Source organism: Gardnerella rara (assembly GCF_055452355.1).
In genome coordinates, this window is sequence record NZ_JBVBJP010000005.1 from 1 (window position 1) to 13,757 (window position 13,757).

General features: G+C 44.3%; 8 protein-coding genes. All 8 read right to left on the bottom strand.

What is annotated here, in order from left to right; all coding sequences use genetic code 11:
• Window positions 1-85 precede the first annotated feature (85 nt).
• The gene (locus ACZ0NX_RS05455; protein WP_464405988.1) at window positions 86-946 is read right to left on the bottom strand and encodes an HD domain-containing protein; all 861 of its coding nucleotides are present in this window, start codon (window positions 944-946) and stop codon (window positions 86-88) included.
• A 142-nt stretch (window positions 947-1,088) separates the two neighbouring features.
• A complete protein-coding gene (locus ACZ0NX_RS05460; protein WP_464405990.1) occupies window positions 1,089-3,593 on the bottom strand; it encodes a KUP/HAK/KT family potassium transporter in 2,505 nt (834 codons plus the stop codon).
• Between the two features lie 231 nt (window positions 3,594-3,824).
• A complete protein-coding gene (locus tag ACZ0NX_RS05465) occupies window positions 3,825-4,805 on the bottom strand; it encodes a TatD family hydrolase (protein ID WP_464405991.1) in 981 nt (326 codons plus the stop codon).
• Between the two features lie 53 nt (window positions 4,806-4,858).
• Window positions 4,859-6,655 (bottom strand): ABC transporter ATP-binding protein, encoded by a 1,797-nt coding sequence (locus ACZ0NX_RS05470; RefSeq protein ID WP_464405993.1) that lies wholly within the window; start codon window positions 6,653-6,655, stop codon window positions 4,859-4,861.
• A 1-nt stretch (window position 6,656) separates the two neighbouring features.
• Window positions 6,657-8,483 carry an ABC transporter ATP-binding protein gene (locus tag ACZ0NX_RS05475; protein ID WP_464405995.1) on the bottom strand — a complete coding sequence of 609 codons (1,827 nt, stop codon included), beginning with the start codon at window positions 8,481-8,483 and terminating at the stop codon, window positions 6,657-6,659.
• Window positions 8,484-8,816: 333 nt separating this feature from the next.
• Entirely contained in the window at window positions 8,817-10,565 is a 1,749-nt protein-coding gene (locus ACZ0NX_RS05480; protein ID WP_464405997.1) for an ABC transporter family substrate-binding protein, read from the bottom strand.
• 324 nt (window positions 10,566-10,889) lie between these two features.
• On the bottom strand, window positions 10,890-12,785 hold the full coding sequence (locus tag ACZ0NX_RS05485; protein ID WP_464405999.1) for an ABC transporter ATP-binding protein: 1,896 nt from the start codon (window positions 12,783-12,785) through the stop codon (window positions 10,890-10,892).
• 20 nt (window positions 12,786-12,805) lie between these two features.
• The gene (locus tag ACZ0NX_RS05490) at window positions 12,806-13,753 is read right to left on the bottom strand and encodes an ABC transporter permease (protein WP_060787252.1); all 948 of its coding nucleotides are present in this window, start codon (window positions 13,751-13,753) and stop codon (window positions 12,806-12,808) included.
• Window positions 13,754-13,757 lie beyond the last annotated feature (4 nt).

A 13,757-nucleotide genomic window follows, 5' to 3' on the forward strand; every position in this document is an offset into this window, starting at 1 on the left:
AGACTCAAAAGCAAATCACCCCCACACCAACAAGCCAAAACCATTGAAACAAAGCCAAAACATCGGCGTGTTGAAAACACAGCAACTAATCAACCTTAAGTCCAAAAAGATCTGCAAGCTTGCAAACACTCGGTCTACCGTATTTATTAACCAAGCACATCCAACGTTTTGCATTCTCTTCGCCAAAGCGCGCAGCCTTACGCTTATAAGTATCTACCGTTAAAAATCGCGGCGGAATCGACTTACTGTTGTACTTATCTGCAACCATCACAATTTCTTGCTCAACTGTACGCGGAATATAATCGCCAGCAGGAAGCGGCAGATTTTGCGCAACAACTTGCTCACTAGTCAACCCAACGCCAGTATGATTGCGTGCAAACTGAGCAGCATCCTCGCTAAAACCATGCTCAATCAAATAGTTGTAGCCACGCAAACCATGCAAAATGTAATTCGGCCCGTCAAACTCCAACTTTCCATTCGCTGCTTTTGAACCGTCTTTAGCTAAAACAAAATACGTTCCAATATCGTGCAACAATCCGCCAGCAAACGCCGCATACTCATCTACATAATCGCTTGGCGCAATTCCACCGCTAACTTTAGGAAGCTCTAGCGGATTTATGCCAATCAATTCTTTAAGACAAGACTTTGCTAAATCACACCTGTTCTTTAAATCTTCATTGATTTTAGACATTTGACGAAGCATAATTTGCTCAACAGCAGCTTGCGACTTATCCGCAAAATCCGCAAGATTCTCAAAATCCCCAAAATCCCCACTCAAATTAAGCTGCTTAAAAGCCAACAACTGATTTTGACGCCGCGCAAGCATCCAAGAAATCGTAGCAATAACAACACAATGGCAATGAATAAGATTATAAGCGTCTTTGCTAGGCGAGGCAGCGCGATGCAGCTTTTCAATCGTATTAAAATCAGGAATATTTGCAAGCATAATAATCGCACTCCTTAAACCCACTCAATTGCAAAACGGCCGTTTATTGAAAGCAAGCGCACAAGCAAACATAAGCGCATACGCAAGCCAACACAAACGGCCGATTAGCAATAAAGCAATAAAGCAATAATTCGGGTTTTAATTATTTTTTAACTGCTTTAATCTGACCAGTATCTATTCTAGCGATTTTGCCAGTATTAGATATCTTAGATTCCTTAGTCTCTTTATTTTCGGGCTTGCTTCCAGACTTCTCAGACTTACCTTCTCCAGAAACATTTGCCGCAGCAATATCTCTAGCGTTCATAATCGTAGTTTGCTCGGCGTCAACAGCAGCTTGCGCTGCAACATCATTGCCCTGCAAAGACTGAACAGCTCTAGAAGCAGCAACCTCTTCTCGCTTTAATCGCGGAGGCCTACGAGTAGAAACAAACAATGGCTGAACTTCTACAATCGGATTGTACGGAGCTAAACCAAACCACTTAACTGGCGTTCCAGCAATATGACGAATCGCATACTTCATCTTTAGTGATAACGCGCCACGCAAAGAAATATTCGACTCAGGCATTAACGCCTTGTGCAAAAGAACGTAACGAATTGGGCCAATATCTGGATCCGCATCTACCTTAGGGTACACAGACTGCTGCTGCGGTAGCTCGCCCGTATGCGACAAATCGTGCATAATCTGATGCAAATACGCAGGAATCGAAGGAGAAACCTTAAATCCAAGCTTGATTTTAACGCGGAACAAATAGTCCGTGCCAAAATTCTCCACGCAATATTCGCGAGTAAACGGAGCGTCATCAGTTTCTACAGAAACAGCCCACCACGCACGAGCGCGCTTAGGATGATCCGCAAAAATCGAGAAGAAAATACCAGTATCTAGACGCTTCATCTCCTTATCGGAAGTCAAATACACAATATTGTCTGCAAAATAAGGGATTCTAAAATCGCTGTGTAACTTATCTAGAACAGGCAAAAAGTCCTTAGGCTTCATGTGCAATCGCTGCGAGCGCTCAATCTTAGTGCCATCTTTCCAAGTGAGCATAATAATCAAAATCGAAGCACCAAGAAGCATGGTAAACCAGCCGCCGTGCATAAACTTTGCCATAGAAGCTATAAAGAACAAAATCTCAATAATCAGGAACACTACAGCAAATACTAAAGCGCCAAGCTTCTTATTTTGATACCACATGTGAACCGTAAGAAGTATTGTTGTGGCAATCATGGTAAGCGTAAGAGCAAGACCGTACGCTCCAGATATATGCTCAGAATCCTTAAACACAGCCAAAACTGTAAGCGTGGCAAGGCAAAGCACAAAATTAACAACAGGAATATAAAGCTGACCGCGAGTTCGCGCAGGGTATCGCACCTGAAGATGAGGCATCCAGTTAAGGCTGGTAGCTTCCGAAACCATAGTAAAAGCACCAGTAATCAAAGCCTGAGATGCAATAATGCCAGCTGTTACAGAAAGGACAACGGCAACGTAACGTAAATTCGGGCTTAGCATCTGGAAGAACGGGTTTAAGCCTTCTATAGACCACAATGCTTTATTGTTTTGATGCTGAAGCATCCAGCTGCCTTGGCCAAAGTAGTTTAGAATAAGCGCCACTTTAATAAACGGCCAAGTAACATAAACGTTTCCGCGCCCAACGTGACCCATATCGGAGTACAAGGCTTCCGCACCAGTTGTAGAAAGGAAGATAATGCCCATTAAGGCCATTCCTTGCATATTGTGCGAACTAAACAAGAACTTTAGGCCGTAAATTGGGTTCAAAGCCTCAAAAATCGCCAGATTTTCGCCAATATTCATGATTCCAACAAGCGCTAGGAATCCGAACCAAATCATAACGACTATGCCGAAAACTTTTCCAATTCTTTCAGTTCCGCGCTGTTGAACAGAAAACAGAATCACAATAATAATTACTGTGATCATTAAAGAAAGATTGTCGTTTTCTAAGAAGATAGGCCTAAACGCAGATATTGTGCGCAAGCCTTCTACTGCGGAAGATATTGAAACTGCTGGAGTTAAAACAGAATCCGCAAGGAACGCCGCACCACCAATCATTGCTGGAATCGCAAGCCATGCGCCTTTTCGCCTAATAAGCGAGTAGAGCGCAAAAATTCCGCCTTCGCCCTTGTTGTCTGTGCTCATTGCCACAAACACGTATTTTACAGTTGTGATTAGCGTAATTGACCAAAACACAAGGGAAAGCATTCCGTAAACTGCTTCGCGACTAATGTTTTGCAACCCACCTTGGCCAGCCAAGAATGTTTGAGCGGTGTATAAAGGAGATGTTCCAATATCTCCATAAACAACGCCCAATGCCACTATTGACATTCCTAAAGTGAATTTATCGGAGCTGGTTTGTATCTTTGCCCACAATCTTCCAAGTGGACCTCTAACCGCACTATCCGCAAGCTTTTCGGCTTCTTTAACCTCTTTTGCCTGCTGATACGCCAACGCCTCTCGTTCTTCGCGAGTGGTGGTTTTCTGAGAAACCTTTGGTGCCTTTGTAAAAGAAGCGGCCTTTAGAATCGCCTCTTTAGGGTTTGTTATGCCCTTAGCGGCTTTCTCAGATTCCTTTGCCACGTTGCGAAAATCTTTAGCATTATCGCCAGATAACGCTGAAACGCGTGACTTAGTCATGCTTGATTTTTCCTCCAAAAAGTAAAACCGCTTCTTGCATAATCTGCCATAATAAGAAGTCGCATACGGTCTTACTGCTTACAGTTTTATTTATTTATACCTAAATATTGTATACAACAACAGATATATAGCGCAAAATTGACTCAGAATCCTTGAAAAATAAGGGCTGATTTAAGCGCGATTAATGCCTAAATGTTAAAAACCATAGACTTTTTAAAAACCATAGACTTCTTAAAACCCATAGACTTCTTGCGTTGTTTTTAAGGTTGACTTTGCTACTTCTTGCAAAGAACAGTCAAGCGCGGTTGCTAACGATTCAAGAGTGTAAGGCACCATATACGGCGCGTTAGGCCGCCCGCGGTAAGGCATCGGCGTAAGGTACGGCGCATCTGTTTCTACAGTTATGTGCTCTTTGCCTATAATTCTGGCCGATTCGCGCAAATCCTCATTTCCCTTATAGCTAATCGTTCCAGAAAAACTTGCGTACCATCCGTTTTCTTTTAACACTTGAGCTAAGTCTTTTCCGCCAGAATAGCTGTGGAAAACTGTTCGCTCTGGCGCTCCGTCTTTTAGCAAAATTTCTACAACATCGCTATGCGCATCTCTATCGTGAATTTGAAGCGGCAAATTAAGCTCTTTTGCAAGCGCTATATGCGCGCGGAATGAGTCGCGTTGGTAAATTCTTGCGCGTTCGCCCGTACGAAAATAGTCTAATCCCGTCTCGCCAATCGCCACTACTTCTTCTGCGTTATCTACAACTAGCGAGCGCAAGTGTTGCATCGCTTCGTCAAATGGAATATCGTGATACGGCTTATAAACTACTGGCAAGCCGTCTGGCCCTTCTGCTCCCCTATGGCCGTGTAGAGGCGCTTCGTTTGGGTGAATAGCTATTGCAGCACGTACGCAATCCGCGTGATCTGCTGCAAAGTCTATTGTGGGCTGCCAATCTGGGTATTCGCATCCAACTTCAATCATTTTAGAAACGCCTGATGCTTTTGCGCTATTTACTAAATCGCTTGCATTAGGTTCGGCTATTAAATCTCGACCTTTTTGCGCTAATTCTTGATTAAGGTTTTTTGCAAAATCCACTACGCTTAGCATATGCGTGTGGTCGTCTGCGATTGTTATGCCTTCTTTAATTAGATTCTGCCATACTTGGGACTGCTCTGTTAAAGAAGGCGCCCAATTGTGTTCGCGATGATGCTTACTCATGATTTACAAGTGTAGTCGCATATTTAACGCGACTTACAATGTGACTTTGGCGCTTAACCAATCGCAGCACTAATCGCAGCATACTGCGATTCCACAAGTCTGTAATACGCACCTTTTTGCGCCATAAGTTGCTCATGGCTTCCGCGCTCCACGATTTGCCCATGGTCAATCACGCAAATCAAATCCGCATTCTCGATTGTAGAAAGCCTGTGTGCAATCACAAAAGAAGTGCGATTTTTAAGCAATTGAGCCAATCCAGCCTGCAACGCCTCTTCCGTACGAGTATCTATATTGCTTGTTGCTTCGTCTAGGATTAAAATTCGCGGATCTGCCAAAAGCACGCGCGCAAACGATATAAGCTGCCTTTGGCCTGCAGAAAGAGTAGCTCCTCGCTCTTCAATCTTAGTATTGTAGCCATTTGGCAATTCTTCAATAAACTCGTGCGCGTGAACCACCCGAGCTGCAGCCTCAATCTCCTCGTCTGTTGCGTCCAGATTGCCATATCGAATGTTTTCTTTAACAGTTCCGCTAAATATAAAGCTGTCTTGAAGCATAACGCCCATTTGCTTTCGCAAAGATGCTAACGTTATTGAACGCACATCGTAGCCATCAATTGTGATTGAGCCTTCGGAAACATCGTAGAATCTAGAAAGCAGACTTACAAGCGTTGTTTTGCCAGCCCCAGTAGGGCCTACAAGAGCAACCGTAGTTCCAGGCTCAACGTGCAAGTCAACTAAATTCAAAATCGGCTTTCCGCCCTCTTCGTAGCGAAAAACAACGTCGTTTACGTCAACCTTGCCTTTAATTTTCGGCAATTCTTTTGCATCTGGCTTATCTACAATATTTGGCTTAATGCTTAGAGTTTCAAAAATACGCTCCAAATACACTGAGCATGTTACAAGTTGCGTGTAGAAGTTACCAATGTTTACAACTGGCTCCCAGAAAGTGCTTGAATACCACACAAATGCTATAAGCGTACCCGTGCTTATGTTCATACTGCTCGCGTTTGTTATGCCAACATAGTAGAGAAGCGCGATTGCTGCGCTTTCAATAATAGAAGCTCCAGGCCAAAGCAGCATTTGCACTCTAACGTTTTGCATCCACGCTTTTCTAACTCCCGACTGCTGCTCTTGGAATGTGGCATATTGCTCCGATTCTCGCGCAAAAGTCTGAGTGGTTTTTACGCCTGCAATTGATTCGTGCAAATATGCGTTAAGATTGCTTTGCTTATTTGATAGTTTTTTAGACGCTTTTCGTTGCAAAATTTGCAAAGTGCGAGTCCAGATTATAAAAACTGGGAATAATACAAGACTCCACAACGCCATTCGCCAATCCATAGCAAACATTGCGATTAGCGTAATGATTAGCACAAAAACATCGGAAAACACGTTGATTAAACCAGAAGAAAGCGTGTCGGAAAGCGTATTAATGTAGTTTACTATGCGAATCAAAATCTTGCCGTGTGGGCGCGAATCGAAGTAGTCAAACGATAACGATTGCACATGCGTAAAAATATCGCGGCGCATATCTTTAATTACCATTTGACCAAGTCGCGTAATTGCAAGCGTTCTGTAGGCTAACCCAAGCTCGTACAGCACAATAAGTACGCCAAACAATGCAATAAGCGCATACAAATAAGAGACGTTTTTATTAGGCAAAACTACGTCTATAAGTGTTTTTGTAATCATTGGAGTTACTGTCATAATGCAGCTTCCGCTAATAACAACTAAAACTATTTTGACTAGCTGCCATGCGTACGGCTTTATATATTTGCGAACGCGCATCAACTCGTGCAGATTTACGTGCTCTTCTTGGCCTTCGTCTTCTTTATAAGTGTTGCGTTGCGCCATTCTACTCCCCCTTAGCCTCGTGCGAATCTTCAAATCCCAAAGCTTTGCCCGTTTGCATACCAAGCTGCTTTTTGTAGATTTCCCAATATCTTCCATGCGACGCAACAAGCTGCTCATGCGTTCCGCGCTCTACGATTTTGCCGTGATCTAGTACAACAATCATGTCTGCGTCTTTAACAGATGAGATTCTGTGCGCAATTGTGATTACTGTTCGCAAGCCGTCTAACTTTTTTAGCTCTTTTTGAATATGCTCCTCAGTTTCCATGTCTACTGCAGAAGTTGTATCGTCCATAATTAAGACTGCGGGATTATTTGCTAGCGCGCGAGCAAGACTTAAGCGCTGCTTTTGACCGCCCGAAAGGCCAACTCCTCGTTCTCCTACAACAGTTTCGTAGCCTTCTGGCATGCTCATAATAAAATCGTCTGCATCTGCGATTCTTGCCATGCGCCTAATCGTGCCATCTAATTCTTTGCAATTTTCCTCGTTTTGAGGCAATCCAAAGCTAATATTTCCTGCAATTGTATCGGAAAACAGGAATGTTTCTTGCGCGACTATGCTAACTTGATTTCTAACAGTTTCTAGAGGCCATTCGCGCACGTCTTTTCCATCAATCAAAACGCGGCCGCGCGTAGTGTCATAAAAACGCGCTATAAGACTTACAAGCGTTGACTTTCCAGACCCCGTTTCACCTAAGATTCCAAGCTTTGTGCCTGCTGGAACATCTAAATCAATATCACTTAAAATTGGGGAATCAAGATCGTCTGGGAACGCAAAATCAACGTGTTCAAAAGTTACGCGCCCCTTAACTTTAAGATTTTCCGCAGATGTAGATGGCAAATCAATATGCGATTCTTGCGTAAGAAGCTTACGAATATTTACGCATCCTGCGTTGAATCGCTGCCAATCATTAATAAGCCACCCAACCATTCTTACTGGCATGTGGAGCATCCAAAGAAAACTGTTAAACGTTACAAACGCGCCTAAAGTCATGCTTCCATTAAGCACAAGCCATCCGCCAAATCCTACTGTTACAAGCTCCAGCGCAAAGCCCATACCGTCCAGCCATGGCATGTATTTTTGCGTGTTTTTTGCAAGCGTAATATTGCGATTAAAGTAGTCTTCGTTGCAATCGTCGAATTTCTTTGTTTCAAAAGGTTCGCGAACAAAAGCTTTTACAACGCGATTGCCTTCAATGTTTTCTTCTACCATTGAATTCATGCGCGCAAATGATTCGCGAATCGCAAGGAATTTCGGCCTAGCGTTTTTGCCCATAAGTCTTGCAAGCCAGAACAAAAATGGCGTAATTGCCATAAGCGCTAGAGCTAGCTGCCATTGGATTGAAAACATTATAATTAGCGCAAACACAAACATTACTAAGCAATCCAGCGCCATATAAGACACCCAGCTTAAAATGTGGCGAATCGCGTCCGTATCCGAAGTCATGCGGCTCATAATGTCGCCTGTGCGCGTGTGATTAAAGTACGTAAAGTCAAGCGAATGCAGCTTTTCGTACTCGTCGCTTACAAGGCGATACACGGCATTCTGCCCAAACTTTTCCATTAGAAGCTGGTAGATATACCTTGAGCCTACGCGAACAATCATCATTGCAACCATTAGCACGCACACAAAAGCAAGCAAATCATGCTGTTTTCCAATAATGACTTTGTCTACAATAAAGCCCGAAAGCAGAGGCATTGTCATTGCCATTGTGTCGTTTATAGTAAAAAGAACTAGCGATACGCCTACTCTCCACATATCTGGCTTACAATATTGCAAAACCCAGCGCACATTGCTTGCGTCTTTGCGTTTATTTGGATTTACATACATGCGCTAGATTCTCCCTTATTTTTGACTTTATTTTTTGAGACTTAATCTTAAATTTATAGTTTAATCGACAGCTCTTGTTTTGTGTTGAGCGAGTTTCGTAGCGAGCGCTTATTCCTCACGGCATAGCCGTTCGGCTGATTTGGCATGTGAAGCACACCGTGCTTCACAATTGAGCCAAATCACGCTTTGAAGGAGCTTGAAATCCTGTTGATTTCAAGCTCAATCAAAGCGCGCGCAAAAGCATGTGGCGTGCAGCCCAAAGACCACACGCCACATGCTATAAGTTAAGCAATCAGCTTAGTAAACTTGCGCGAATCATCGCTACAAATTTACTCACTTCTGCCAACCGATGTTTTCAACGAAAACGTTAGCATATCCAGCAGGACCGCCGTTAGCAAAGCCCTTCTTGTATGCCTGGTAGGTTGGAGGAGCAGAAACTGGGAGCGTACCATACTCGGCGAAAGCCATGGACTCAGCCTTGTTGCTCAATGCAGTCTGTTCCTTGTAATCGTAGATCTTGCCAATCTTGGCGAGCAGGGCATCAATCTTCTTGCTGCCAGTGCCAGTAAAGTTGGAATCACTCTTAGAACCGTAAAGCTGGGAAGCGGATGCCAAGAAGCTCAATGGAGATTGGGAAACCCAAGCCATTGGAAGAACCTGGAAGTCGAAGGAGGTTACAGTCTTAGAGAACTTAGAAGCAGGCTTGTTTACAGTCTTGCACTTCATGCCAGCCTTCTTCATCATGGCCTGGAATGCGTTAGCAAGAGCTGCCTGAGTGGAGTCATCGCCGAAGAAGGTGAATGAGAACTGAACGGTCTTACCATTCTTAGCGTAGTAACCGTCTTTGCCCATCTTGTAGCCAGCGGCCTCAAGAGTCTTCTTAGCGTTTTCTACGTTGAACTTACCATCAGCTGGAAGGTTGTTCTTGTAGCCAGCCTGGAACATGGAGAGAAGCTCCGAACCTGGCTGCTCGCTCTTCCAGTTCATGCCCTGGAACTGAATCTTGTTGTAGGTTGCAACGTCGAATGCCTGAGCAACGGCCTTACGCACTGCCTTATCCTTAAATGCGCCAGCCTTTGCGTTCAAGTTAATAACACGAATCTTGGTGCTGTAGCCGTAACGGAGCTGAGCGCCCTTAACGCTACGAGCAGCCTTAATCTTATCCTTGGTGGAGATGGAATCCACGGAATCGATTTCGCCGTTCTGGAAGGCGTTCATTGCAGCGGTATCTTCCATACGCTTTACAACAACCTTGTCAAGCTTTGCCTTCTTGCCCCACCACTTTGGATTGCGCACGAAAACAACCTGATCTTCGGTTGCGGACTGAATCTCGAATGGACCTGCACCCCACTCGTTATGAGGATTACCTACCCAACCCTGGTTGAACACGGTTGGATCGGTTGCCTTTGGATGAACCAATGGAGCGAAAAGCATTTCCCAAGTTGCGCATGGCTTATCGTACTTAACGATTACTTGCTTAGGATTTGCGCCCTGCTCAACGGACTCAATGCAATCGTAGCCTTCGTGAGATGGAACGGAGTAGGCTTCGTTCTTGCCATTCATAACTTCCCAAGTGGCCTTGAAAGCAGTGTAATCGATGTCTGTGCCATCGTTCCACTTAGCCTTTGGGTTCAAATCGTACTGAACTACGAGTGGCTTGTCGCTAACCTTCTTAACAGAAGTAATGTAATCAGGGTTGTACTTAACCTTCTCGCCCTTAACGGTATCGTAATAAGGAAGCGATGGCTGGTAGAAGCCCCACAAAGTGGCCATATAAGCGGTGTTACCGTCGTTAGAAGCGTAGTTCCAGTTTGGACCCATGTCGGAAAGCGAGAACGTGTAAGTACCGCCATCCTTAACATTGTCACGAGGCTGTGGATTGTCGTAACGCTTATCGACCTTAGGCATTGGAAGATCGCCAGTGTATGAAGTATCTACACCTGCGGCTGGCTCTTCGGTCATTCCGCCCTTAGCCTTATCTGCTGTAGTAGCGGTTGTGCCACCGCAAGCGCCGAGCAGCATTGCAACAGAAAGTGCAGCTGCGGCGAATACAGTTAATTTACCTGCATTAGTTTTTTTCATGATTCCTCTCATTCCCCAGAAATGATGTCCACTTTCTGGTATGTGTGTAGAGTATATCTAATCTTTTGACATTTTGTGTTACGACTTTTTTAACAAATGCTGAATTTAAACTTTTGTTACTTAAGATTTAATCCGTAAAAAAGAAAATTAAACACAGAAAACCGCAAAACAGAAAATTTTTTAGTTTATTTTGATTAAAAAACAAAATATATTACTTTTTTAGAATTTATGTGCTTGTAACAAAAAATCGCGTGTGTCTTGCATAACACACGCGATCAAAATTGCCCTAAACAAAAGTTTAGGAGTATTCACAAAAGATTAGAATCAGATGCTTGCAACATCATCAAACGAATCTTCTTCGTTAAGAATAATACGCTTGCGATTCTTCTCAATAACAGGATCTGGAATTGGCACAGCGCTAATCAAAGCCTTAGTGTACGGGTGCTTAGGATTATCGAACACCTCATCCGTTTCGCCAGATTCAACAATGCGTCCGTGGTACATAACAGCAATTCGGCTAGAAATATGACGAACAACCGCCATGTTGTGAGCCACAAACAAGTAGGCAACGCCCAGCTTATCTTGCAAATCTTCAAGCAAGTTGATAATTCCAGCCTGAATAGAAACGTCCAAAGCCGAAACTGGCTCGTCAAGAAGAAGCAGCTTAGGGTTTACAGCCAAAGCGCGAGCAATAGCAATACGCTGACGCTGGCCACCAGAGAACTGCGTTGGGAAGCGATCAACCTGGTCTGGATTCAGCTCAACAAGCTGCATAAGCTCCGCAATACGCTGACGAATCTCTTCCTTCGACTTCTTTTGAACATGAAGAGGCTCCGCCAAAATATCGTAAACAAGCATACGAGGATCAAGAGAGCTCATAGGGTCTTGGAACACGTACTGAATCTTAGAACGAAGCTCGCGACGCTGCTCGTTAGTCAACTTATCGTTAAGCTCGGTGCCAAAGACGGTAATAGAGCCAGCTTCTGGCTTCTTTAAGCTCATGATTTCCATCAAAGTAGTTGACTTACCAGAACCAGACTCGCCAACAAGAGCCACAGTTTCGCCTTCGCGAATCTCAAGATTAATGCCATCAACAGCGCGAACCTCGCCAACCTTGCGTCGCAAGAAACCGCCACCTGTAATTGGGAATGTTTTAACTAAGCCCTTAACATCCAAAACAACCTTGCGATCCTCGCGAGGAACGCCTTCAAACATTGGCTTAATCGTTTTTTCGGTTTCCGCATGAAGCATCGCGCGAACAGTTTCGCTTTCTGCCTCAAGGCCCATCATATCGCTGGTATCTCCACTCTTTTCTTCTGCAATCAACATATCCATTGTTGGCTTAGAGATTGGAGTTAAGCGGCGAGTGCGCTTTTGATCAACGCGCGGAACAGCACCAAGCAAGCCGATTGTATATGGCTGAGTTGGGTGAGCAAAAATCTCCTCAACGCTGTTATGCTCAACCAAGTGGCCCGCATACATAACAATAACTTCGTCGGCAACGCCAGCAATAACGCCCAAATCGTGAGTAATGAAGATCATTGCGGCGCCAGTTTCTTTCTGAGCCTTCTTCAAAACATCCAAAACCTGAGCCTGAATCGTAACATCCAAAGCGGTAGTAGGCTCATCGGCGATAATAATATCTGGGTTGTTAGCAATTGCCATTGCAATCATAACGCGCTGACGCATGCCGCCAGAAAACTCGTGAGGGAACGCCTTTAAACGCTCGGCTGGCTTAGTAATACCTACCAAATTAAGAAGCTCAATTGATCGATCGCGAATCTGCTCTTCGGTCATATTTGGATTATGAATAACCAAAGCTTCCTTAAGCTGATCTCCAATAGAAAACACTGGAGTTAAAGCAGAAAGAGGATCCTGGAACACCATTGCAATGTTCTTACCGCGAATCTTGCTCATTTCGGCATCAGACTTTGTTAAAAGCTCTTCGCCCTTATAAACAACAGAACCCTTAACCGAAGCGTTCTTATCTAGCAAGCCCATAACAGCCAAAGAAGTAACAGACTTACCAGATCCAGACTCGCCAACAATACCAATGGTCTTGCCGCGGTACAAATCAAAGTTCATATCGCGAACAGCGTGAACTGTACCAGCTTCCGAAGCAAAGCTGACTTGCAAGTTGCGTACAGAAAGAAGTGGTTCGTTGTTCTGATTTTCCATTGCAGAATCTTCCTTAATTGCGTTATTACCCATATCAGTCATGTTTACACCTCCAACAAGCCTTACTCGGCCTTGCCAACAGACCTAGAATATGGATCAATCGCATCGCGCAAGCCATCTCCAATAAGCTGAACGGAGAAAGTCAAAATAACCAAAACAGCCGATGGAACCAAAAGAACCCAAGGAGACGTCATAACGCTACTTTGACCAACGTTAAGAAGAGTACCCAAAGAAGTATCTGGAGCCTTAATACCAAGACCCAAGAAGCTTAATGCGGTTTCGCCGTTGATTGCGCCGATAACACCAAGAACCGTGTTAATAATCAAAACGGAACCAAGGTTTGGAACAAGGTGGCGAACAATAATGCGGAACGAAGAAACGCCTTCAAACTTAGCGGCACGCACATATTCACGTTCACGCAAGCTCAAAGTCAAAGTTCTAAGCGTACGAGCATAGCCAATCCAGCCAAAGGAAGTCATACCAAAGGCAAGCCACAGCCAGTCGTTGCCGCCAGTAGCGGAGCTAACAATCAAAGCAATAAGCAAGAAGGATGGAACAATCAAAAGCATGTCTAGAACCCACATGCCAACCTGCTCAAACCAGCCTTCAAAGTACGAGATAGCAGTACCAACCAAAGCAGCAATAATTGTAATCGAAATGGAGCTTACAATACCAATAGAAAGCGAGCGACCAAGTCCGCGAACAACCATTGCATACATGTCTGATCCGCCAGGCGTAGTTCCTAGCCAATGCTCGGCGCTAGGAGGAGTTGCAAGAGCCGTAAAATCAGGCTCGTCGTAGCCCCACTTGCTAATCTTAGAGCCAAACAGCGCAAGAAGAATCAAAAACACAAGCAAGACCAAGCCAACAACAGCGGATGGACGCCTAAAGAAGCGACGCGTATAAAGCGTTATTTTGCCTGTGCGCTTAAAATTACCCCAAGAATTAGCAGTTGCCTTTTTATCGGCAGCAGACTCTTGAGTCTTTGAAGATACATCTTTTTTACTCATATCA

Coding starts and splice junctions, on each gene's coding strand:
- ACZ0NX_RS05470 (WP_464405993.1), bottom strand. CDS start 6,655: ATGGCGCAACGCAACACTTATAAAGAAGACGAAGGCCAAGAAGAGCAC.
- ACZ0NX_RS05455 (WP_464405988.1), bottom strand. CDS start 946: ATGCTTGCAAATATTCCTGATTTTAATACGATTGAAAAGCTGCATCGC.
- ACZ0NX_RS05490 (WP_060787252.1), bottom strand. CDS start 13,753: ATGAGTAAAAAAGATGTATCTTCAAAGACTCAAGAGTCTGCTGCCGAT.
- ACZ0NX_RS05485 (WP_464405999.1), bottom strand. CDS start 12,785: ATGACTGATATGGGTAATAACGCAATTAAGGAAGATTCTGCAATGGAA.
- ACZ0NX_RS05465 (WP_464405991.1), bottom strand. CDS start 4,805: ATGAGTAAGCATCATCGCGAACACAATTGGGCGCCTTCTTTAACAGAG.
- ACZ0NX_RS05475 (WP_464405995.1), bottom strand. CDS start 8,483: ATGTATGTAAATCCAAATAAACGCAAAGACGCAAGCAATGTGCGCTGG.
- ACZ0NX_RS05460 (WP_464405990.1), bottom strand. CDS start 3,593: ATGACTAAGTCACGCGTTTCAGCGTTATCTGGCGATAATGCTAAAGAT.
- ACZ0NX_RS05480 (WP_464405997.1), bottom strand. CDS start 10,565: ATGAAAAAAACTAATGCAGGTAAATTAACTGTATTCGCCGCAGCTGCA.